This window comes from Frankia sp. Allo2, from assembly GCF_000733325.1.
GTDB lineage: Bacteria > Actinomycetota > Actinomycetes > Frankiales > Frankiaceae > Frankia > Frankia casuarinae.
This window is the reverse complement of record NZ_JPHT01000003.1, coordinates 152,810-174,572: the sequence shown is the minus strand read 5'-3', so window position 1 is coordinate 174,572 and position 21,763 is coordinate 152,810. Positions and strand designations below refer to the sequence as shown.

Genomic DNA, 21,763 nt, shown 5'->3' with positions numbered 1-21,763 from the left:
TCGCGTTGCCGGTGTTTGTCGTCGGCCGTTCCATCTACATGCCTTTTATTGTTTTTATTGATGGCATGGATTTGCTTGTGGGGTGGTTGTGGCGGTACGGCCGACCTGGCGTGGGGAAGCGGCGTGGGGAAGCGGCGGTCCGGGCTACAGCGGCCGGCGTCGGCGCTCGGCGGACGACTGCGCGAGGGAACGTTGCCGCTCGCGGCGCGCCACTTGGGCGCGGCGACCCCGGAAGAGCGCGATGACGACTACCAGGATGAAGGCCGTCAGCAGGATCGGAGCGTGAAGGATCATCTCCGAGCCGACATCGATGGCCTTGTTGCGCAGGCCGGAGCCGCCGTTCCCGGCCGCGGGGTTCAGGTAGCCGACGCCGAGGGTGATGAGCGCGTAGGCGAGCGGCGGCATGATCACCACGCCGATGAGGTCATCCGCATGCACGCGGACCGCGGCGAGGACGCACGAGCCGATGAACAGCACGCCGAAGGCGAACTTCAGGGAACCGAAGATCGCGGAGTCCGCGATGGCACCGAGCCCACCGATGACGAGGACGAGGATGCCGGTGCCGAGCGCGGTGAGGCCCCGGCGGCTGCCCGTGAACAGCGTGGGCGGCGGCCCACTCGCCCGACCGCGCGAGCTGCGAGCGTACAGATCATCATGCCCGCGAGCGCGTGCGGATCTGCCCGGCGGTCCGGCCGACTGCCGGTGAGGCGGCACACTCACGAAGGCAAGGTACCGCCCGCAGATTTCCAATGCGTCAGGGCGATGCACCAGACATGCGCATCGGCTCTCGCATTTGAGCTTTCGGTGTCGATCTCACTGCTTTCCGTTGCTTAATCCTCCTTATGCTGGTCGTTCGCGTCCCATCTGGCCGGATCTGCGCCGTCAGGGGTCTGGTACCCGACATCGATTCCGGGGTCCTCCATGGCGCCACCCCGCCCGGTCGTCGCGCCCTCCCCGGTGCTCCTCAGGAGCTCGGCGGCGGACAGCGGCCGCACGCCGGTCTCTACCGGAACCGGACTGGGGAGCCCCGCCTCGACGACTTCCATGGCCGCGAGCCGGCGGGCGGGGGTCAGCACCCGGCTTTCCAACGAGCCGACGGTGGCGTTGAAGNCCCCCNCCGCCCGGCCGAGCGAGCGACCGAGGCGATCGACGTGTTCGCCCAGGGTGCCGAGGCGGGTGTAGAGGTCGCGACCCAGCTCGAAGATCTCCTTCGTCCGTGCGGTCAGCGCATCCTGAGTCCAAGCGTGGGCGATGGTCCGCAGCATAGCGATCAGCGTGGTTGGGGTGGCGATGATGACCTTCTTGCCTGCGGCGTGTTCGAGCAGGCCGGGATCGTGATCGAGGGCAGGGGCCAGGAACGCCTCGGCGGGGACGAAGAGCACCACGAACTCCGGGGATGACGGCAGCCGCCGCCAGTAGGACTTGGCGCCGAGGCCGTCGACATGCGCACGCAGATGGCGGGCATGGGCGGCCATCCGGCGCGCGCGATGCTCCTCGTCCGTCGTGTCGGCGGCCTCCAGGAACGCGCTGAGCGGAACCTTCGCGTCGACGACCACGTTGCGGCCACCGGCAAGGTGGACGACCATGTCGGGCCGTTGCGGGCCGTCGTCGCCCTGGATCGTCATCTGCTCGGTGAAGTCGCAGCGGTTGAGCATGCCGGCCACCTCCGCCACCCGGCGCAGCTGCATCTCGCCCCAGGCACCGCGGGCCTGGGGCCGGCGCAGCACGGTCACGAGCGCGGCGGTCTGCGACCGGAGGTTCTCCGACGCCTCGCGGGCGAACCGCACCTGCTCGACGAGTGCCGCGTAGGCCTCAGTGCGCGCGGTCTCCAGCTCCCGCAGCCGGTCCTCCATCCGCCCGAGAGCCTCCCGCAGCGGCGTCACCATGCTCTCGACCGCCGAACGACGGGCGTCGAGGTCGCCGCGGGCGCGGGCGCCGGCCTCGTCCAGCCGGGCGGAGGCCAGCTCTACCAGCTGACGGCTCGCGCCCTCCAGAGCCTGCGCGGACAGCGCTCGGAAGCTCTCGGCAAGCCGGTCCTGGCTCTGCTCGACCAGCGCCACCCGCTCGCCCGCCGCTCGCTGCTCGTACTCCAGCGCGGTGCGCAGGCTGGACACGTCCGACTCGGCCAGCATCGCACGCTCGGCAGCGGCGGCGGCGGTCTCCCGGGCCTGGTCGCGCTCCCGCACGGCGGTGGCGTGCGCAGCCGTGAGCGCGGCAACCCGCGGCTCGGCGAAGCGGCGCGCGGCGGCGAATCCGCCCATGGCGCCGAGAGCCAGCCCGATCAGGGCCAGCAGCGCGCTGGTCGTGTCCACGGGAGAGAGGCAATCACGGCCCTCCGACAGTTTCGCGCGGTTTCGCGGTGAGACGGTCCCCGGCCGGGAAGCTGCCCGGCCGGGCCCTTCCCGGCGAGCGGCCGTGGGGCCTAGTAGCCGTGGGGCCTGTAGCCGTGAGGTCCGTAGCCGTGAGGTCCGTAGACTGACCGGCCATGGGCTTGTCGATCGGGATCGTCGGGCTGCCCAACGTCGGCAAGTCCACGTTGTTCAACGCCCTGACGCGCAATGAGGTGCTGGCCGCGAACTACCCGTTCGCGACGATCGAGCCGAACGTGGGCGTGGTCGGGGTGCCCGATCCGCGTCTCGGCGAGCTCGCGAAGCTCTACGACAGCGCCCGGACGGTGCCGGCCACGGTCAGCTTCGTGGACATCGCCGGTCTGGTCCGAGGCGCGTCCGAGGGGCAGGGCCTGGGTAACCGCTTCCTCGCGAACATCCGCGAGTCCGACGCGGTCTGCCAGGTCGTCCGGGTGTTCTCCGACCCCGACGTGGTGCACGTCGAGGGCAGGGTCGACCCGGCCGACGACATCGAGACGATCAACACCGAGCTGATCCTCGCCGATCTGCAGACCGTTGACGCGCGCCTGCCGAAGCTGGAGAAGGAGGCCCGTGCCGACAAGGCGAAGCAGCCGTTGCTGGCCGCGGTGAAGGCCGCGCGCGAGGTGCTTGACGCCGGCCGCACGCTGNCCTCGGAACCGAAGATCGATCGCGACGCCCTGCGGGAGCTTTTCCTGCTCACCGCCAAGCCCTTCCTCTACGTCTTCAACGTCGACGAGGACGTCCTCGCCGATCCCGGTCGGCGCAAGGAACTTGTCGGCTCCGTCGCGCCCGCGGACGCGATCGTGCTGTGCGCCAAGGTCGAGGCCGAACTGGCCGAGCTCGACGAGGCCGACGCCGCGGAGCTGCTGGCCTCGCTCGGCCAGGAGGAGAGCGGCCTTGCCCAGCTGGCCCGGATCGGTTTCCACACCCTGGGGCTCCAGACGTTCCTGACGGCAGGCCCGAAGGAGGCCCGGGCCTGGACCATCAGAGCCGGGGCGACCGCGCCGGAGGCCGCCGGGGCCATCCACACCGACTTCCAGCGCGGCTTCATCAAGGCCGAGATCGTCTCGTACGACGCCCTGATCGCGGCCGGTTCGATGGCCGCCGCCCGCGCGGCCGGCAAGGTGCGCATGGAGGGCAAGGACTACGTGATGGCCGACGGCGACGTCGTGGAGTTCCGCTTCAACGTCTGATCAGGGGCCGTTCCCGTGTGATGAGAAGCACCTACCGCGTGGCGACATGCCTGTTGAGACCGCGGCCGTTCAACCAGATCACGCGAAGCACGGTGATAATGATCTATCTATCTTCAATGGTATAGACGATGAGTCTCCAACCGTCACCGAAGGTTGCTATCCACTGATCGTCACGTTTTAGGCAGTCATCAGACCGTGCGTGACGGGTGCGGATGGCCGGGTGGGTACCAGATTTCGGCGATCACGGTCGGATCGCCGGCGGCAATGCGGCGTCGGTCCTCGTCGATGCCCGCCTGGATCTCCGGGTTGGCGCAAAGCACGGCCTGAGGCCACCAGCGGTCAATGACCCGGTGCAGCGGCGCCAGGTCAAGGGCGTCGTCGGCCTCGACAGCCGCCGCGTGGAACTCGGCTTCGAACTCGGCACGATGGTCAGGCCTGAGCGCGGCCCGGACCGCCGGACCGGTGCGCTCAACCCGGTTGCGTACCCCGTACGAGGGGATCGTGACATCCGCACTCATGAGATTGATTCTCGCCCGGCGCAGCCTCCCGACCGCTATGGCCGGACCGCGAAGGAATACGAGTCCGGAAGTAGCTTTGGGATCAACGTCCGCCTCTACAGCGAGGCTGTGGCCGCGGCCTGAAGATCTCCGGCGGCCGTGGTCACCGCGCTAAACGAGCTGCCGGGTGCCCCGGGTGGCCGCGGCGACGATCGCCTCGGCCGGTCCTCGCGCCCCGCTCGCCCGCCAGGCGGTGGCGACGGTCAGGGCTACGGCCGCCTGGAGCAGAAAGGACGGCGTCGGATCCGCGGGGAGGAAGGAGGCGGACATCACGATCACGTGGGTGCAGTAGAGGGTCAGCGTCATCGATCCGACGGCGACGAGCGGGATCAGCATCAGGGGCGGCAGCAGCCGGCTCAGGAGCAGGACGAACCCGAGCAGGGCGATCGCGGCCGCGCCGGTGTGCAGCAGATCGACGGGCGTGGACGAGTGCGGGGTGTCGACGGCCAGCCACCACCAGGTGTTCGTCGGGGTGCTGCCGTACAGCCCGGCGTCGAGGATGGACCGCACCGGCAGCGGCCCGACTCCCGCGACCTCGACGGGATCGACGGATTCGAGTGCGGCCATGCCCGCGGCGTGCCGGAGCAGGGCCCAGGAGACCAGCGACGCCGCCGCGGCGATCGTGCCACCCCCCGCGAGCAGGGCGGCGGCGACCCGCGTGGACCGTAGATCCAGCCGGCCGACCGCGAGTCCCACGCAGAGATACCCGAGCCAGGCAAGCGCCGGATAGAAGCCGGTGAAGCCCATCTCCAGAGTCAGGTTCACCGGGTGGGTGAACGCCCGGCCGAAGGTCGGGTCGGCAAGGGTCGGGGGTGGCAGATGGTCCCGGCTGAGGAGGCCCGCGGCCGGGACGACNGCGAACGCCAGCACCGTGACGACGACCAGCGCTGCGACCGGAGCCCGCAGCAGCGGCACGGCCAGGATGAACATCAGCGCGTAGTAACAGAGGATCACCGCGATGCCGGAGTGGGTGTAGCCGAGGGCGAGGCCGATCGTCCCGATGCAGACCGCTCGTGCCACGGTCGACGCGCGCGCCTGTGGCGCCGGCAGCCGGCCGGTCGACAGCGCCAGCGCCACCCCGGCGAGTACCGCGAAGGCCGCCGAGGCCCGGCCGGCGGCGAGCAGATGCGCGGGGGTCACCGCCCCGTCATCCCCGACCGCGGGATAGATGTGCGTCGCGACCATGCCGATCAGGGCGAGGCCCCGCGCCGCGTCGACTCCGCGTAGGCGGCTTTCCCCGGCGGCCTGCGGGTGACGGGGCTGAAGCATCGCGGGCACGCCCTTCAGACTGGTCTTCGGGCGGAGGTGGGTTTCGTCCGGCCCGCCGGGAGCGTTCCCGGGCCGACACGGGCACCGCGACCGTGGCTCGGCAGTCAACGACCGATGAGTGGCGAGGAGAGGAGGATGGCGTGATCTGCCATCTGGTGGGCCGGTCCGAGTGGGCGGCCGGGGCTGACGGGTACCGCCCGGCGAGCCTGGCATCCGAGGGGTTCATCCATTTCNCCGCCCCGGAGCAGGCCGTGGCAACCGCGAACCGGTACTACGCCGGGCGTGCGGACCTGCTGCTGGTCGTCGTCAACCCGGAGCGGCTGAGCGCGGAGCTGCGCTGGGAGCCGCCGGCGCCCGTGACGCCCGCCGGCCAGGCGCCCGCTGGGGGCACGCCCGCGCCAGGGGAGCTCTTCCCGCATCTCTACGGGACGATCGACACCGCAGCGGTGACGATCGTCGTACCGTTCCCGCCTGATCCGGATGGTGTCTTCCGGGTGCTGCCCAGTCTCTGGTGATCTCCACATCTGTTCGGTACGAGACGTCTGTTCGGTACGAGACATCTGTTCGGTACGAGCGCTCAGTACGAGACGCCGGCAGAGCGCAGGATCTGTGAGATCCTGCGGGCCAGGGCCACGTCCAGTTCGGTGACGCCGCCGACCGAGTGGGTCCAGACCGTGAAGGTCGTTGTTCCCGGGCCCCGCTCGACGACCGGATGATGGTTCATCACGTCCGCTGCCTGCATGACCTCGGCCACGATCGCGTCGGCCTCGTCCCCGTCCAGCATGATCTCCAACTGGATCCGGTCGGCGTCGCCGATCCAGCCGGGTAGTGCCGCCAGCGCCCCGGCGACTTCGGTGGTGTCCAGTCTGCTCGGCATACCGATTCCCTCCGGCTGGTGATTCTCTGATTCTCTGGCTTGGATTCTCTGGCTTGCGGTCCGCGTCCCGCCGCTCGGCGAGCCGTCTTGGTGGAGCCACCCGAAAGGGTCATCAGACACGATCCGCCGGGAACGGATCCACGGCTGGCCGGACTCTGGGAGAGTCCGGCACCATGAACGCGGATGTGGAGGGCTTGGATGCCCTCCCTTCTACCCATGGACGACGGCGTGGAACACCCGAGGACCGGGACGGCACCGACTCCCCGGTGGTGAAGGGACGTCTGGTCGTCGCCGTCGCGCTGCTCGACGATGATCGCCGGGTGCTGGCCGCCCGGCGCCGGGAACCGCATCCCTACGCCGGGATGTGGGAGTTTCCGGGCGGCAAGGTCGAGCCCGGCGAGCACGAGCTCGACGCGCTCGTCCGGGAGTGCCGGGAGGAGCTCGACGTCGAGATCGAGGTCGGTCCGCCGCTCGGTGAGGTCGGGCTGTCCAGCCCCGGATGGGTGCTGCGGGTGTGGCTCGGCCGGGNGACGCGCCAGCAGCCCCGGCTCGTCGAACATGACGAGCTGCGCTGGCTCGGCGTGGCCGAACTGGACGATGTCCGGTGGATGCCGGCCGACGGTCCCCTGGTGGCGGAGCTGCGCCGCGTGCTGTCGACTCCCGGATCGCTCTTCTGAACGTCGACTCTTCTGAAGGTCGGCGACGGGAGGTCGCGGACCGGTGAAGCCCCGGACCGGTGAAGCTCGTTGTGGCCGAGGCATCCGTGCCATGGGTGCACCCGTGCCATGGGTGCACCCGTACCATGAGTGGCGGTGCGACCGTTGCCGGTGTACGCGTGACGGGCAGATCGTCGTGCCGCGGCGCCGACACCATGGCGGACACTCGCCAGAACGTTCGCGTCACCGGTTCATGCGTTACCGTCGTTTCATGCGGTGACGTCGTCGTTGTTGCGGGGTCGCGAACCCCATGTCCGCCCCGGAGCGCATCACCGTGTCTCTTCGTGCCGATCTTCGAAACGTGGCAATCATCGCCCACGTCGACCACGGCAAGACCACCCTCGTCGACGCCATGCTGCGCCAGTCCGGCGCGTTCGGCGAGCATGCCGAGCTCACCGACCGCGTGATGGACTCGATGGACCTGGAGCGTGAGAAGGGCATCACGATCCTCGCGAAGAACACCGCGGTCCGTTACGGCGACATCACGATCAACATCGTTGACACGCCCGGTCACGCCGACTTCGGCGGTGAGGTCGAGCGTGGCCTGTCGATGGTCGACGGCGTCCTGCTGCTCGTGGACGCGAGCGAGGGCCCGCTGCCCCAGACGCGCTTCGTCCTGCGCAAGGCGCTCGCGGCGCGGCTGCCGGTGGTGCTCGTCATCAACAAGGTGGACCGGTCGGACGCCCGGATCGCCGAGGTGGTTGACGAGACCTACGAGCTCTTCCTCGACCTCGACGCCGACGAGGACCAGATCGACTTCCCGATCGTCTACTGCAACGCGAAGGCGGGTCGTGCCTCCACCACCCGCCCGGCCGACGGGGTGAGCCCGGACTCACCCGATCTCAAGCCGCTGTTCGACCTTCTGCTGGAGACCGTGCCGGCGCCGTCGTTTGATCCTGACTCGCCGCTGCAAGCCCTGGTCACCAACCTCGACGCGTCCCCGTACCTCGGCCGGCTCGCGCTGTGCCGGGTGCACAACGGCACGATCAAGCGTGGTCAGCCGGCGACGCTGTGCCGGGCCGACGGCAGCCAGCAGCGCGTCAAGATCAGCGAGATGCTGATGACGCAGGCGCTCGAGCGGGTACCGGCGGAGTCGGCCGGGCCGGGCGACATCATCGCCATCGCCGGCATCCCCGACATCACGATCGGGGAGACCCTCGCCGACGCCGATGATCCCCGGCCGCTGCCGGTTATCACCGTTGACGAACCGTCCATCAGCATGACGATCGGCATCAACACCTCCCCGCTCGCCGGCCGTTCCGGCAAGAAGCTGACGGCGCGGCTGGTCAAGAACCGGCTGGNCGCCGAGCTCGTCGGCAACGTGTCGATCCGGGTCCTGCCCACCGAGCGGCCGGACACCTGGGAGGTGCAGGGCCGCGGGGAGCTGCAGCTCGCCGTGCTTGTCGAGCTGATGCGGCGCGAGGACTTCGAGCTGACCGTCGGCAAGCCGCAGGTCGTCACCCGCACTGTCGACGGTAAGATCCACGAGCCGGTGGAGCGCCTCACCATCGACGCGCCCGAGGAGTTCCTCGGCACGCTGACCCAGCTGCTCGCGCTGCGCAAGGGCCGGGTCGAGCAGATGGTCAACCACGGCACCGGCTGGATCCGGCTGGAGTACCTGGTCCCGGCCCGCGGGCTGATCGGGTTCCGGACCGAGTTCCTCACCGAGACCCGCGGTACCGGGCTGCTGCACCACGTCTTCGACCGGTACGAGCCCTGGTTCGGGGAGCTGCGCACCCGGGCGACAGGCTCCATGGTCGCCGACCGCAGCGGGGTGGCGACCGCATACGCCCTGTTCAACCTCCAGGAACGCGGCACGATGTTCGTCGGGCCGACGACCGAGGTCTACGAGGGCATGATCGTGGGTGAGAACTCCCGGGCGGACGACATGGACGTCAACCCGACCAAGGAAAAGAAGCTCACCAACATGCGTTCATCCACCGGCGACGAGCTGGTCCGGCTCACCCCGCACCGGATACTCACCCTTGAGCAGGCGCTGGAGTTCTGCCGCGAGGACGAGTGCGTGGAGGTCACCCCGGGCTTCGTGCGTCTGCGCAAGGTGGCGCTGACCGCCGCCGAGCGCGAGAAGATCCGCTCCCGCCGCCGAGCCTGAGCGGTCCCTACATTGCGGCAAAGCTACCCATAGGGTCGTCAATGTGACGACAGCTACCCCATCATCACCCTCTACTGCGCCACTTCCCACCCGGCGGGCGATGTTCGTGCACGCCCACCCCGATGACGAGGTGATCTCGACGGGGATCGCGCTTGCCTCGTACGCCGCCTCCCCCGACACCCACGTCACCCTCGTGACGTGCACGTTGGGGGAGGAGGGGGAGGTACTGGTGCCCGAGCTGATCCATCTGCGGGCGGATCGGGGCGACCAGCTCGGTGGCTACCGGATCGGCGAGCTGGCCGGTGCCTGCGCCGCGCTCGGCATCACCGACCAGCGCTTTCTTGGCGGTCCCGGGCGTTGGCGGGACAGTGGGATGATCGGCACCCCCGCCAACGACCATCCCCGCTGCCTGTGGCGGGCGGACCTGGACGAGGCCGCGGCGGAGCTGGTGCGGATCGTGCGCGAGGTCCGGCCGCAGGTGCTCGTCAGCTACGACGCCCGTGGTGGTTACGGGCACCCCGATCACATTCGGGCCCACGAACTCACCCGGCGGGCCTTCACCGACGCCGCCGACCCGTCCTTCGCCCCGCAGGCCGGTTCGGTCTGGCAGGTCGCCAAGCGCTACGAGACGGCGCTGGCGCGATCGAGCGCCGTCGCGGGCTTCGAGTACTTCCGCGATTCCGCCGCTGAGAGCAACCCGTTCGCGGGTCTGACGTCCGTGGACGAGTTGGGGGTGACGCTTGTCGACGATGCGGACATCACGACCGAGCTCTCCGCTCCCCACTTCTTCGAGGCGAAGATCGCCGCCATGCGGTCGCACCGGACGCAGATGAGCGTTGACGGGTTCTTTTTCGCGCTCGCCGACGGCATCGGCCAGCGAGCCTGGAGTGTCGAGCACTTCGTGCTGGCCGAGGGCGCCCGGGGGCCGGGGGACGGTCCGGACGGGCGGGAGCGGGACCTGTTCGCCGGTCTCGTGTGCGAGCCCTGATCGGCTCCGGTGCCCCGGCCCGCTGACGCCCCGGCCCGATCGTCTGCTGCCTGCCTGCCTGCCTGCCTGCCTGCCCGCTGGCCGATCGTCTGCTGCCCGCTCGCCTGCCCGCCCGCTCGCCCGCTCGCCGCGGTGGCACAGGCACCTCGGTGGGAATGTTCTGGACGGCCCCGTGTTCGTAACGCTGTAATCAATGTAAGTGTGGCGTCGGCCGAGGAGGTCGGATGCGGACCAGACGTGCCAGGGGGGACGGACCCGACCCGACGCGGCCCGGTGGTTCCTTGCCGGTCGAGCCGCTGGACGCCTACTCCGCGGTCGTGACCCGGGTGGCCGCGGCGCTGACCCCGTCAGTGGCCAGCCTACGGGTGCGTACCCGGCGCGGCGCGGGAGCCGGCTCCGGGGTGGTGTTCACCGACGACGGGTTCCTGCTGACCTCCGCGCACGTCGTCGAGGGGCATCGGGCCACCTCCGGAGCACCGGTCGGGCTGGCGCAGTTCGCGGACGGCACCGAGCGCGAGGTCGACCTGGTGGGTGCCGATCCGCTCTCGGACCTGGCCGTGCTGCGGGCCCGGGGCACGACCCCGCCGGCTGCCGTCCTCGGGGACGCCGCGGGTCTGCGGGTCGGCCAGCTCGTCGTGGCCGTCGGCAACCCGCTGGGGCTCACCGGCAGCGTGACCGCCGGGGTCGTCAGCGCCCTCGGCCGGTCGTTGCCGACCCGTTCGGGCTCGGCCGTGCGGGTGGTCGACGAGGTGATCCAGACCGACGCGGCTCTCAACCCGGGTAACTCCGGCGGGGCGCTGGTCACGGCCGACGCCCGGGTGGTGGGAGTGAACACCGCCGTCGCCGGTGTCGGCCTGGGGCTGGCTGTCCCGGTGAACGACACGACGAGGAAGATCCTCGCCGCGTTGATGCGCGACGGCCGGGTCCGCCGGGCGTACCTGGGGGTCGCGGGGGCGGGTGTTCCGTTGCCACCCGCCGTGGCCGAGCGGATCGGGCAGCGCCACGGTGTCTGGCTGGCCGAGGTGGTCGTCGGCAGTCCGGCCGGGATCGCCGGGCTGTTCACCGGGGATCTCGTCCTGTCGGTGGCCGGGACGCCCGTCGTCGCTCCGGGTGATCTCCAGCGGCTGCTGACCGAGGGCACGATCGGCCGGCCAGTGGAACTCACGGTGTGGCGGNGGGGCGCGTTGGTGGACGTGATCGTCGTACCCGCCGAGTTGGTGATCGCCTGAGGACCGAGATCTGCCACCGGGGTCCGCTACGGGGGTCTCGGGGCTGGGGCCTCGGGGCTGGTCGGCCTGACCGGGCGGGCCTGGCGGACGATGTCCTACTGTCGGAGAATGCCCCGTCCCAGCGCCGGTCCCCGCCGGACGCCGCCCTCAACCCGGTTGCAACGACAGCCGGCACGGCCGTCGTTGCAACCGTCCCCGGACCCGCAACCCGGCAGGGCCTTTCTGACCGCCTCCTACACACTGGGGGTGTTTCTGGGGGTCGGGCTGGGTCTCTACGGCGTCTTCCTCGTTCCCGCCGGTCCGCGGCCGGGGGGGATGCTGCTGTCGCTCGGCGTACTGGTCGCGCTGGTGGGCAACGGGGGTGCCGCGCTGCTGGTGCGGTGGCTGACGGGCACCCGGCTGGGACCCACGACCGTGCTCATCGGCTGGGCCGTCGTCGTGCTGCTGTTCGCCAGCTCCCGCCCCGAGGGGGACCTGCTGTTGCGGGCGAGCGGATCTGGCTACGCGTTCCTGTTGCTCGGGGCACTGAGCCCGATCGCGGTCGCCGTCCTCGTCGGGGCACGGCGGGGGCTCACGGCGCTTCCTCCCGGTTGCTGAGCACCGGTCCGGTCACCCGGTCACCGGGTCGCCTGTCTCGCCCTGGGAGATGTCACCGGCTCTTGTGATGTGGGAGATGTCACCGGCCCTTGGGGACTGTCGCCCACGTGGTGAGCGGAGCGGGTAGCGTGGCCGGGTGGGTAGCCCTGCGCNCCGNGGAGAGANCCGGGCCGGCGCGCCCGCCTCTCCGGTCTCTCCGGTCTCTCCGGTCTTCCAGGTCTCCCAGGCCGACCGGTCGATCCTGCGGACGGCGGACTTCCGCAGGGCGGTCGGCAGGTTCGCTACCGGAGTGACGGTTCTCACGACCGTCGCCGACGGTCGCCATCTCGGCATGACGGCGAACTCGTTCGTCTCGGTCTCCCTCGACCCGCTGCTGGTGCTCGCCAGCATCCGCCGGGACGCCCGCTTCCACGGTCCGCTCATGGCCTCGGGGGTGTGGGGAGTCTCGGTGCTCGCCGAGGACATGGCCGAGACGTCGCGCTGCTTTGCGAAACGCGCGTATGACCAGCCCGGCGACATGTTCGCGGGATGGGAGCACTCGATCGGGCCGGAGACCGGAGTGGTCCTGTTCGACGGCGCGCTGTCGGTCTTCGAGTGCCGGACGGTCACGACCCATCCCGGGGGGGATCACACCCTCGTCCTCGGTGAGGTCGTCTCGTTCGCCCAGCCGCGGGACGATGTCGGACCGCTCGTCTTCTACGACGGGCGCTACCTCGACCCGGTCGGTGCGGATACGGGAGGAACAGAGGCGCAGAGGGAAACAGACGGTTCCCGAAGCTAACAGGCGCTTCCCAGAGCTAACGGACGGTTCCCGGGCGGGCGGACGGTCTCCGGGGCTAGTTGAGCCGGGCGCGGGCCGCGGCGGCGGCCTGGCGGGCGGCCGCCGCGGCGGCTGGCTCGACCGCGGCCACCGTGTCGGCGAACGCGGTCAGATCGGTGGCCCCGCCGAGAAAGTCGCCCAACCGGACGCGGAGCTCGCCGCGCTCCCGGCGCAGGCTCGCCGGGTGGTGGGGGAGCAGCAGGGACAGCTCGACGGCCCACAGCCGCATGTGCGGCGCGTCCGAGCGGGCCCCGAGGATCCGGATGTTGCCGAGGATCCGGGTGAGCACGTCCTGCGCGCTCATCGGGGCGAGGTGGGCACGGGTGAAGGCGAACCCGGCCGCGCGTACCTTCTCCGCGGCGTCGTGCACCGTCAGTAGTCGACCGGCGGCGAACGGATCGACGAGCACGTGGTCCTGGGGGGAACCCACCGCGACCACGACGTGCCCCGGAAGCCCGACAGGATAGGCGGGGACCCCGAGCCGGGCGGCCACCTCCAGCCAGACGACGGAGAGCAGGATCGGCAGGCCGCGCCGCCGGCGCAGCACATCGGGGAGCAGCGAGGAGCGCAGGTCGGTGTAGTCGTCCTCGGCCCCGGCGAAGCCGGCGGCGAGCCCCAGGGACTCGTGCAGCGTCTCGGCGGCGATCCTCGGATCGAAATTCCCCGCTCCCGGGCCGAACCCCTCCAGGCGCCCTGCCGCCTCGGATCCGGATTCCGGCTGTGCCTGCCCCGGTGCGCCGGTCTGGCGTGCCACCGGCGTACCGTGCTCGGCCCGGGGGAACCGGGGCCGTCGGCTCGAGGTCGTCCGCGCGGCGAGCAGTGGACGGGCCTGCGCGGCGAATGCGTCGAGGGCGCTCAGGGTGGCGGTGGCGTCGGGAGCGTCGGCTGCCGGGTCGACCTCGGCGGCGAGCAGATGGCAGGCGACCGCCAGGTCGATCGGCTCGCGGCGCACGACCTCGGCGAACCTGCCGCGGCTGCGGGTGCTCACGAGAGCTCGCTCGGAGCGTTCACGCCAGGGGCGGCCGTCTCCGGGGCAGCCGCCCCTGGTGGGGCAGCAGCCTTCAGGCCGGGCACCTTCGGATCGGGCGTGTCCGGATCGGGTGTGTCCGGGACGGTCGTCCCCAGGACAGTCGCCCCCGCGATAGTCGCCTTCGGGGTAGTCGTATTCAGGGTAGTCGTATTCGGGACAATCTCCATGAGAGCCGTCGTATCCGGGACATTCCGCGTACGTCGTGTCGGTGGGCGGGGTGGGATGACGCGTGCCGCTACGACGGCATCCTCGGTAACCTGGACGAGTGTGCCCTCGGCAGTGACAACCGTGAGCACGCCCGATGACCATGACCGCAACGTTCCGAGAACATCACTGAGGGATACCGGTCCGGGGATGCGGTGGCGAAGCATAACTCGCGCGCCAACATCGGCCGGAGTGATGCGGACGACATACACCACCAGCGCACGCCCTTGTTGTCGACACGGAACTGTCCAGGTCGATACTAAGGACTCAGTCGCCCGTGAGCCCGAGGAGGAAAACCGGTGACCTACGTCATCGCAGAGCCCTGCGTCGATGTCAAGGACAGGGCCTGCATCGAGGAGTGCCCGGTCGACTGCATCTACGAAGGCGGACGGATGCTCTACATCCAGCCTGACGAGTGTGTCGACTGTGGTGCCTGTGAGCCGGTCTGCCCGGTGGAGGCCATCTACTACGAGGACGACGTTCCCGATCAGTGGAAGGGGTACACCGACACCAACGCGAACTTCTTCGAGGAGCTCGGGTCGCCTGGCGGCGCATCTAAGGTCGGCGCCCTGGACTTCGACCCGCCGACGGTCGCCGCGCTGGCTCCTCAGGGCGAGTCCTGAGCGGCCCTGGGAGACCCGGCAACATCTCCGGAGTCCCGCGGTCACCGGCCCGGTCCCGGGTGCGACTGCCCGACTTCCCGTGGGACCAGCTGGTCTCCTTCAAGGAGAAGGCCCGGCTGCATCCCTATGGGTTGGTCGACCTCTCGGTGGGTACTCCGGTCGACGCCACGCCGGCCGTCGTGCAGCAGGCGCTGGCCGGCTCCGCTGACGCTCCGGGGTACCCGCTGACCGCGGGTACCCCGGAGCTGCGCGAGGCGGCGGCCGGCTGGCTGGCCCGCCGGCTCGGCGTGCTCGTCGACCCGGGCGCGGTGCTGCCCGTGCTCGGGACGAAGGAACTGGTGGCCCAGCTCCCCGGTCAGCTCGGGCTCGAACCCGGTGACCGGGTGTGGGTGCCGACCCCGGCCTATCCAACCTACGAGGTCGGCGCGCTGCTCGCCCGCTGCGAACCGGTGGCGGGCCCGGCCGACGGGGTGACCCTGATCTGGTTGAACTCGCCGGGGAACCCGACCGGGCGGGTGCTCACGGTCGACGAGATGCGCGCCGTGGTCACCTGGGCGCGGGAGCGCGGTGTGATCGTCGCCAGCGACGAGTGCTACATCGAGCTGGGCTGGGAGAGCCGGCCCGTCTCGGTGCTGCACCCCGACGTGTGCGGCGGCTCCCACGAGGGACTGCTGGCGGTGCATTCGCTGTCGAAGCGGTCCAACCTCGCGGGCTACCGGGCCGGGTTCGTCACCGGTGACCCGGCCCTGGTCGAGGGTCTCCTCGCGGTCCGCAAGCACGCCGGCTTCATGATGCCGACGCCCGTGCAGGCCGCCATGGCGGCTGCGTACGCCGACGACATGCATGTGGCGGATCAGCGGGCGCGCTACGCCAACCGGCGGGCCGTCCTCGCGGCGGCGCTCGCGGNCGCGGGNTTCACCATCGATCACAGCGAGGCCGGCCTCTACCTGTGGGCAACCCGGGGTGAGGAGGCCTGGGCCACGGTGGACGCGCTGGCCGAGGTCGGGATACTCGTCGCGCCCGGGACGTTTTACGGGGAGGCTGGCCGGTATCACGTCCGGATCGCCCTGACCGCCGCGGACTCGCAGGTGGCGACCGTTCCCGAGCGGATGACGATGCTGTCGCCGGTCGCCGCCACGGGGCAGCCCGGCCATGGCGCTCGGCCCGGCCATGGCGCTCGGCCCGGCCGTGGCGCTCGGCCTGACCATGGCGCTCGGCCCGGCCGTGGCGCTCGGCCTGACCATGGCGCTCGGCCCGACTACGGTCAGCCGGTCACTCAGGGCAGCTATGGGGGTGCCGAGCCGGACATCCGTTAGCACCCGGCCCGGATCCGCGGCCCCGCCATCTCGTGCGGCCGGGGTCNCCTCGTAGGGTCGGGCTTGTGAGCGCCTCGAACACATCCCTCGACTCTCCGATCGATCCCGCCGTCGACGAACTGTGGGAACGGCGGGCGGAGCTGACCCCCGCCGACGCCGACGCCCGCAAGATCGTGGTGGCCGCCGTCGACGCCATCGATGCGGGAGTGGCCCGGGTCGCCACGGTCACCGTGGACGGCTCGGTCGCCGTTGACGAGCGGGCCAAGCGGGCGATCCTGCTGTCCTTCAAGGTTCTCGCCATGGTCGAGTCGTCCGCGGGCGACTTCCACTTCCATGACCGGGTGCCGCTCAAGACCCGGTTCGACAGCGTGCGGGTGGTACCGGGCGCGATCGTGCGCTGGGGCGCGCACGTCGAGCCCGGGGCCGTCCTCATGCCGAGCTACACCAACATCGGCGGCTACGTCGGCGCCGGCACCCTCGTCGACACCTGGGCCACGGTCGGATCCTGCGCCCAGGTCGGCCGCAACGTGCACCTGTCCGGTGGGGTCGGGCTCGGCGGGGTCCTGGAGCCGCCGAACGCGGTCCCCGTCGTCGTCGAGGACGACGCCTTCGTCGGCAGTCGCTGCATGGTGGTGGACGGCGCGCGGGTGCGCCGCGGGGCCAAGCTCGGCGCCGGGGCGATCCTGACCGCCTCCACCCATGTCTTCGACGCCGCGACCGGCGCGGAGTACCCGCGCGGGGAGATCCCGGAGCGGGCGGTCGCGGTCGGTTCCAACCGGGTGAAGTCGTTCCCGGGCGGAGAGTTCGCGATGCCCTGCATCCTGGTGCTGCGGACGCTCGCCGAGGGCGAGATCCACGACAAGCTGGCGTTGAACGACATCCTGCGGGAGCATGGCGTCGCCGGCTAACGATCTTGTTGCCGGCTGGCGTCCTGTCGCCGGTTAATGATCTTATCGCCGGTTAACGATCCGCTGGCCCGGTGACCGTAGGGTGTGACGGCATGAGCCTCGACCTCACGGCGCCCGTCGGCGAGCTGACCCGGGCGCTGGTTGACGTGCCCTCGGTGAGTGGGGACGAGGCCGCCCTCGCGGGCGCGGTGGAGAAGGCGCTCACCGCGGTGGACGGGCTGCGGGTTGACCGGGACGGTGACGCCGTGGTGGCCAGGACCGAGCTGGGGCTGCCCGGCCGGATCCTGCTTGCCGGCCATCTGGACACCGTTCCGCTGGCGGGCAACCTGCCCTCGCGTGTGGTGGGCGGGCGGCTCTACGGCTGCGGGACGTCGGACATGAAGGCAGGGGTCGCGGTCGCGCTGCGGCTCGCGGCCACGCTCCCGGTCGCCACGCCCGGCGCGATGAGCCACGACGTCACCTGGGTCTGCTATGACCACGAGGAGGTCGAGGCGGCCCGCAACGGGCTGCGTCGGCTCGCCGCCCGGCACCGGGACTGGCTGGATGCGGATCTGGCCATCCTGATGGAACCGACCTCCGGCGAGATCGAGGCGGGTTGCCAGGGCACCCTGCGGGTGGTCGTGACGCTTCCCGGCACCCGGGCGCACTCGGCCCGGTCGTGGCTCGGGGACAACGCCATCCACAAGGCCGGCGATCTGCTCCGCCGCCTCGCCGGCTACCGGGCGCGGACGGTGACGCTGGACGGCTGCACTTACCGTGAGGGGCTCTGCGCGGTGCGGATCGACGGTGGGGTGGCGGGCAACGTGATCCCCGACCGGTGCCAGGTCACGGTGAACTTCCGGTTCGCTCCGGACCGGGGCCCCGACGAGGCGGTGGCGCATGTTCGCGAGGTGCTGGGTGGCTACGACGTCGAGGTCACCGATCTCGTCGGCGGGGCGCTGCCCGGGCTCGCCGCCCCGCACGCGGCGGCGTTCGTCGCCGCCACCGGTCGTGTGCCGGTGGCGAAGTACGGCTGGACGGACGTGGCGCGCTTCGCCGAGCTCGGGATCCCGGCGCTCAACTACGGGCCGGGCGATCCCAACCTGGCCCATGCCCGGGACGAGTACGTCGAGCTCGCCGCGATCGACGAGGCCGAGCGGCTGCTACGGGCGTACCTGTCCGGTGTCTCCTGACTGTTGTGTCTCCTGACTGTTGTGTCTCCTGACTGTCGTGTCCCTTGACCGCCTAGTCGCGATTTTTGTTACGCGTATGAGTCATCGGGGTTGACGTCGTGGATCCTCCTATCTCGGCACGTTAGAGTTACTCGCGTATGTGCGGTGCCGGTCGGATGGGGGGTCCGGATGGCCGGTGGTGCGGCGGGTTCGGGGGNTCGGNACCAGGCCTGGGNACGTCGATACGCAGGNGACACGCGTGGTCGGCGCCAAGCAGCGCTCCCCCCGTCGTCGTCGGTCCGAAGATGTTGCGGCCGTGGGGGGTCTGCCAGGTGACGGACACTGTCTTCAGCCATGCACAGGTGGGGTTGGCCGCGGGGCCGGGCACGGATGCCATCCCGAAACCGCTGGACGGGGCCGATGAGCCCGCCCGGTACGACGGGTACGAGGTGGGCGCGGGCCCCGGCGCGGACGGAACATCCGACGGTGTCGTCGACTACCGGGCGAAGGTTCGCTGGGAACGGCCGTACGGCTGGCTGCTCGTGGGTTCCGACGCGGCCGCCTGCGTGGTCGCGGCGGGAGTGGCCTACCTGGTCCGGTTCGGCGGACTGGTTGAGTTCGACCTGAAGCCGGTCTCCGCGACGCCGTATGTCGCCATGTCGATCCTGCTGCCCGTCGCGTGGGTGTTGTCGATGTACCTGAGCCGGGCGTACGAGAGCCGGTTCCTCGGCAGCGGCTCGGAGGAGTTCCGCCGGGTCCTCAACGCCGCCGCGCAGCTCACCGCGGTGGTGGCCGTCCTGTCCTATGCGACCAAGGCCGAGCTCGCGCGTGCCTACGTGCTGATCGCCTTCCCGACGGCGCTGCTGCTGACCGTGGCCGGCCGCGCCACCGCGCGCGGCTACCTGCACCGGATGCGCCGGGCGGGCCGCTGCCTGCACCGGGTGCTNGTGGTCGGGGCNGGGGANTCNGCNGCNNCNNTGGTCCGGCTGGCCCAGCGGGATCCGACGTCGGGTTGGTCGGTCGTCGGTGTCGTGCTCGACCGCTCGCCCGGCCGGCACAGTCACGACTCCCCGGAACGCAGTGGGTTCGACCTGCTCGGGGTGCCGATCGTCGGCACCTCGGAAACCCTGCACACGGCCATCCGGGCGACGTACGCCACCACGGTTGCCATCAGTCCGCAGATGGACGGCGAGACGTTGCGCCGGGTGCTGTGGACGCTGGAGGGCAGCGACGTCGACGTGCTGGTCTCCTCGGCGCTGACCGACGTGACCGGGCCGCGGATCTCGATTCGTCCGGTGGCCGGGCTGCCGCTGCTGCACATCGAGGAGCCGGAGCTCACCGGNNCNCGNCGGGNNATGAAGNNNNTNTTCGACCGNNGNGTGGCCGNNNNGNTNNTCCTGCTGTNCNCNCCGNTGNTNCTNGNNCTNGNGCTNGCGGTGCGCCTGACCAGNCGNGGNCCGGCNNTNTTCAAGCAGATCCGGGTNGGNCGGGGTGGTGAGCACTTCACCATGTACAAGTTCCGGTCGATGTACGTCGACGCGGAGGCGCGCAAGGCGGAGCTGGAGTCGCGCAACGAGCGGGCCGAGGGGCTGCTGTTCAAGATGCGTGACGACCCGCGGATCACCAAGGTCGGGAAGTTCCTGCGCAAGTGGTCGCTCGACGAGCTGCCGCAGCTGCTCAACGTCGCGAACGGCACGATGTCGCTGGTGGGGCCGCGTCCGCCGCTGCCGTCGGAGGTCGCCCGCTACGAGGACGACGTGCACCGCCGGCTGATGGTGAAGCCGGGGCTGACCGGCCTGTGGCAGATCAGCGGCCGGTCGGACCTCGAATGGGACGAGTCGGTGCGGTTGGATCTGCGGTACGTGCAGAACTGGTCGCTCCCCCTCGACTTCTACATCCTCTGGCGCACCGTGTTCGCGGTCCTGCGCCGCGAGGGTGCGTACTGAGCCTTCCTCACGTAGTGGCAGTACTCTGACGTGATTCGCGATCTTGGGTGTCGTCCGGGTTCTCTCCCGGGAGGATCCCGAACGGGATCCTCCCGGGACGGTTGGCCGGGGCCTTCGGGGAGTATTTGGGACCGCGGGTCCCGGGATGTTTGCCGAAAATGATCACTTTGGCTTGTCCCGTCCTGCCCCAGGCAAGGACTCGTGCAGCCTGCCAGCCGGAACCCGTCAACGACCGGTAGCTCAGCATGCCGGGCGATCTGACGATTGGTGTCGGGCGCGCGAGGAGCTGTGTGACCCACCGTCGATCGGGGAGACGTGTCGGACTCTAACCGGATCGACGACGCGTTGTTGCGCCTGGCCTGAGACCCACCTGGCTCGGCGGCTCTATCTCGCTGGCCGAGCGGAGATGCATCAAAGGATGCTCTGCGAAGCAGATCGTGGGCCCATCTCTGGCCGTCTCCCCCATCAACTTCTTGCTTGCGGTGGAGGGTCGTGGCAGCAAAATGAAGACACCGATGGCCGTCTCGAATGCTGGTGCCGCGGTGTCGGCGGGAGGGNGAACGGGAGTTGAGTCCTACAGAGAGTAGCGATCTAGGGGGGTTGGAGCGGTGATCCGGTGTGTCTTCGTATAGTGTTGCAGTGCACACTCTGTTGGCGACGCCCATAGGGGTAACCTGTAGAAGGTTACCTGGTACACTTACCGCACGCGACGGCGCTTCTTGGCGAGGTGAGGCACGCTTTGAGATCGGGGGCGAAGTGAGGCGCTCAGCTTAATTTTTTTCGTAAAGAAGTGGCAAGCCGTCGCGGGGGTGGTAGTTGAGTCTTTGCTTCGCTGAGCGGACGCTGATCGAGTCCTGTCTCGCAGTCTCTTCTAGCGACCTGCTCCGTCCATTCCTGATTGCCGCAGATTTCCGTCAGGCTTTGCTGTCGCTAGTGCACGAGAAGCGTGAGAAGACTCCAAATTCAGTAGTATATCGAAATCGGGGGGACCTCTTATGCGAGGCCGTATTTCGCCGACTGTCAGTATCATCGTCCCGACTCTCAACGAAGCAAAAAATCTACCACATGTTCTCGCTCGACTACCGGGCGATGCTGAAATAATTCTGGTTGACGGCCACTCGACCGACGGAACCGTCGAAGTCGCTCGTCGTGTTCGGCCGGATATAGTCGTGACACACCAGAATCGCCGTGGCAAGGGAAACGCTCTGGCCTGTGGGTTCGCCCAGGCAAGTGGTGACATCATTGTCATGCTCGATGCCGACGGCTCAGCCGACCCGAGCGAGATTCCTGCGTTCGTTAATGCGCTCGAAGCGGGTGCTGACTTTGCCAAGGGCTCGCGTTTCGTCGCCAACGGCGGAAGCGCCGACATCACTCGTCTCCGTCGCCTCGGGAACCGTCTCCTGAACTTCCTGGTCAACATGCTCATTGGCTCGGACTTCACCGACCTCTGCTACGGTTACAACGCTTTTTGGCGACGGGTCGTCCCCATCTTCGACTTGGACACAGGCGGTGCCGGACCCCAAAAGCAGTGGGGGGACGGATTCGAGATCGAGACGTTGATCAACATGCGGGCCGTGCGGGCTGGACTTCGCATAGCGGAGGTCCCGAGTTTTGAACATCCACGCCTGCATGGGGTCAGTAACCTGAACGCATTCTCGGATGGTTTCCGGGTGTTGCGCACGATTTTCGTCGAGTCTTCCGCGTCGAGCGAGAAGGCTGAATTGGCGATCTATCCTAGGACCGATCCGCTTCCAATCCAGCGGGGTGCCGAAACGGTGAGCGCCCTACCCGCTTTCGAAGAAACGGCCTGATGTCCCTGTGCCGGGACGATTGTTCCCGAGTATGGGCCGTGCGGAG

At 69.8% G+C, this 21,763-nt stretch carries 19 protein-coding genes and 1 pseudogene; 14 read left to right on the top strand and 6 right to left on the bottom strand.

The window, feature by feature from the left end; all coding sequences use genetic code 11:
- Positions 1–144: 144 nt before the first annotated feature.
- Both ALLO2_RS04370 and rmuC read right to left on the bottom strand, forming a co-directional pair.
- Complete coding sequence (locus tag ALLO2_RS04370) at positions 145–714, bottom strand: DUF6542 domain-containing protein (RefSeq protein ID WP_369808124.1); 570 nt, start codon at positions 712–714, stop codon at positions 145–147.
- Positions 715–830: 116 nt separating this feature from the next.
- A complete protein-coding gene (gene rmuC, locus ALLO2_RS04365; RefSeq protein ID WP_035729879.1) occupies positions 831–2,312 on the bottom strand; it encodes a DNA recombination protein RmuC in 1,482 nt (493 codons plus the stop codon).
- Between the two features lie 173 nt (positions 2,313–2,485).
- Here rmuC and ychF point away from each other — a divergent pair, with 173 nt between their 5' ends.
- Positions 2,486–3,562, top strand: coding sequence for a redox-regulated ATPase YchF (ychF, locus tag ALLO2_RS04360; protein ID WP_035729877.1), 1,077 nt, complete (start codon positions 2,486–2,488; stop codon positions 3,560–3,562).
- 188 nt (positions 3,563–3,750) lie between these two features.
- Here ychF and ALLO2_RS04355 read toward each other — a convergent pair whose 3' ends face one another.
- Positions 3,751–4,080: a DUF6247 family protein gene (locus tag ALLO2_RS04355; protein WP_011438244.1), complete on the bottom strand. Its 330-nt coding sequence runs from the start codon at positions 4,078–4,080 to the stop codon at positions 3,751–3,753.
- A 150-nt stretch (positions 4,081–4,230) separates the two neighbouring features.
- Positions 4,231–5,388 carry a heparan-alpha-glucosaminide N-acetyltransferase domain-containing protein gene (locus ALLO2_RS04350; protein WP_023840097.1) on the bottom strand — a complete coding sequence of 386 codons (1,158 nt, stop codon included), beginning with the start codon at positions 5,386–5,388 and terminating at the stop codon, positions 4,231–4,233.
- Between the two features lie 140 nt (positions 5,389–5,528).
- On the opposite strand from ALLO2_RS04350, the gene ALLO2_RS04345 reads away from it, so the two are divergent.
- On the top strand, positions 5,529–5,903 hold the full coding sequence (locus ALLO2_RS04345) for a DUF952 domain-containing protein (RefSeq protein WP_035729875.1): 375 nt from the start codon (positions 5,529–5,531) through the stop codon (positions 5,901–5,903).
- Between the two features lie 62 nt (positions 5,904–5,965).
- On the opposite strand, the gene ALLO2_RS04340 is transcribed toward ALLO2_RS04345, so the two are convergent.
- Positions 5,966–6,265: a 4a-hydroxytetrahydrobiopterin dehydratase gene (locus ALLO2_RS04340; RefSeq protein WP_011438241.1), complete on the bottom strand. Its 300-nt coding sequence runs from the start codon at positions 6,263–6,265 to the stop codon at positions 5,966–5,968.
- Positions 6,266–6,438: 173 nt separating this feature from the next.
- Between ALLO2_RS04340 and ALLO2_RS04335 the strand changes: the two genes are divergently transcribed.
- The 6 genes from ALLO2_RS04335 to ALLO2_RS04310 all read left to right on the top strand — a co-directional run bounded on the left by ALLO2_RS04335 (position 6,439) and on the right by ALLO2_RS04310 (position 12,689).
- Positions 6,439–6,942, top strand: coding sequence for a (deoxy)nucleoside triphosphate pyrophosphohydrolase (locus tag ALLO2_RS04335; RefSeq protein WP_035729873.1), 504 nt, complete (start codon positions 6,439–6,441; stop codon positions 6,940–6,942).
- A 289-nt stretch (positions 6,943–7,231) separates the two neighbouring features.
- On the top strand, positions 7,232–9,094 hold the full coding sequence (gene typA / locus ALLO2_RS04330; protein ID WP_369808121.1) for a translational GTPase TypA: 1,863 nt from the start codon (positions 7,232–7,234) through the stop codon (positions 9,092–9,094).
- Positions 9,095–9,194: 100 nt separating this feature from the next.
- Positions 9,195–10,082, top strand: a complete 888-nt coding sequence (gene mshB, locus ALLO2_RS04325; RefSeq protein ID WP_023840098.1) for an N-acetyl-1-D-myo-inositol-2-amino-2-deoxy-alpha-D-glucopyranoside deacetylase — start codon at positions 9,195–9,197, stop codon at positions 10,080–10,082.
- 224 nt (positions 10,083–10,306) lie between these two features.
- The gene (locus ALLO2_RS04320) at positions 10,307–11,311 is read left to right on the top strand and encodes a S1C family serine protease (protein WP_051874843.1); all 1,005 of its coding nucleotides are present in this window, start codon (positions 10,307–10,309) and stop codon (positions 11,309–11,311) included.
- A gap of 108 nt (positions 11,312–11,419) precedes the next feature.
- Entirely contained in the window at positions 11,420–11,908 is a 489-nt protein-coding gene (locus ALLO2_RS04315) for a DUF6113 family protein (protein WP_232234873.1), read from the top strand.
- 136 nt (positions 11,909–12,044) lie between these two features.
- Complete coding sequence (locus ALLO2_RS04310; RefSeq protein WP_035729869.1) at positions 12,045–12,689, top strand: flavin reductase family protein; 645 nt, start codon at positions 12,045–12,047, stop codon at positions 12,687–12,689.
- 55 nt (positions 12,690–12,744) lie between these two features.
- On the opposite strand, the gene ALLO2_RS04305 is transcribed toward ALLO2_RS04310, so the two are convergent.
- Complete coding sequence (locus ALLO2_RS04305; protein ID WP_023840102.1) at positions 12,745–13,716, bottom strand: transglutaminase-like domain-containing protein; 972 nt, start codon at positions 13,714–13,716, stop codon at positions 12,745–12,747.
- A gap of 545 nt (positions 13,717–14,261) precedes the next feature.
- Here ALLO2_RS04305 and fdxA point away from each other — a divergent pair.
- The 6 genes and pseudogenes from fdxA (at position 14,262) to ALLO2_RS04275 (ending at position 21,717) form a co-directional block, all read left to right on the top strand.
- Positions 14,262–14,585 (top strand): ferredoxin, encoded by a 324-nt coding sequence (gene fdxA, locus ALLO2_RS04300; protein WP_011438232.1) that lies wholly within the window; start codon positions 14,262–14,264, stop codon positions 14,583–14,585.
- Between the two features lie 59 nt (positions 14,586–14,644).
- Positions 14,645–15,901 carry a succinyldiaminopimelate transaminase gene (dapC, locus tag ALLO2_RS04295; RefSeq protein ID WP_304413235.1) on the top strand — a complete coding sequence of 419 codons (1,257 nt, stop codon included), beginning with the start codon at positions 14,645–14,647 and terminating at the stop codon, positions 15,899–15,901.
- Between the two features lie 65 nt (positions 15,902–15,966).
- The gene (locus tag ALLO2_RS04290; RefSeq protein WP_023840104.1) at positions 15,967–16,809 is read left to right on the top strand and encodes a 2,3,4,5-tetrahydropyridine-2,6-dicarboxylate N-succinyltransferase; all 843 of its coding nucleotides are present in this window, start codon (positions 15,967–15,969) and stop codon (positions 16,807–16,809) included.
- A 92-nt stretch (positions 16,810–16,901) separates the two neighbouring features.
- Entirely contained in the window at positions 16,902–17,981 is a 1,080-nt protein-coding gene (gene dapE, locus ALLO2_RS04285; RefSeq protein ID WP_011438229.1) for a succinyl-diaminopimelate desuccinylase, read from the top strand.
- Between the two features lie 311 nt (positions 17,982–18,292).
- A pseudogene (locus ALLO2_RS04280) lies at positions 18,293–19,906 on the top strand (sugar transferase).
- 995 nt (positions 19,907–20,901) lie between these two features.
- Positions 20,902–21,717: a glycosyltransferase family 2 protein gene (locus tag ALLO2_RS04275; protein ID WP_011438226.1), complete on the top strand. Its 816-nt coding sequence runs from the start codon at positions 20,902–20,904 to the stop codon at positions 21,715–21,717.
- Positions 21,718–21,763 lie beyond the last annotated feature (46 nt).

Bases quoted from the DNA above. Each gene is read 5' to 3' on its own strand.
- dapE (WP_011438229.1), top strand. From the start codon at position 16,902: ATGAGCCTCGACCTCACGGCGCCCGTCGGCGAGCTGACCCGGGCGCTG.
- mshB (WP_023840098.1), top strand. From the start codon at position 9,195: ATGTTCGTGCACGCCCACCCCGATGACGAGGTGATCTCGACGGGGATC.
- ALLO2_RS04275 (WP_011438226.1), top strand. From the start codon at position 20,902: ATGCGAGGCCGTATTTCGCCGACTGTCAGTATCATCGTCCCGACTCTC.
- ALLO2_RS04340 (WP_011438241.1), bottom strand. From the start codon at position 6,265: ATGCCGAGCAGACTGGACACCACCGAAGTCGCCGGGGCGCTGGCGGCA.
- ALLO2_RS04315 (WP_232234873.1), top strand. From the start codon at position 11,420: ATGCCCCGTCCCAGCGCCGGTCCCCGCCGGACGCCGCCCTCAACCCGG.
- ALLO2_RS04355 (WP_011438244.1), bottom strand. From the start codon at position 4,080: ATGAGTGCGGATGTCACGATCCCCTCGTACGGGGTACGCAACCGGGTT.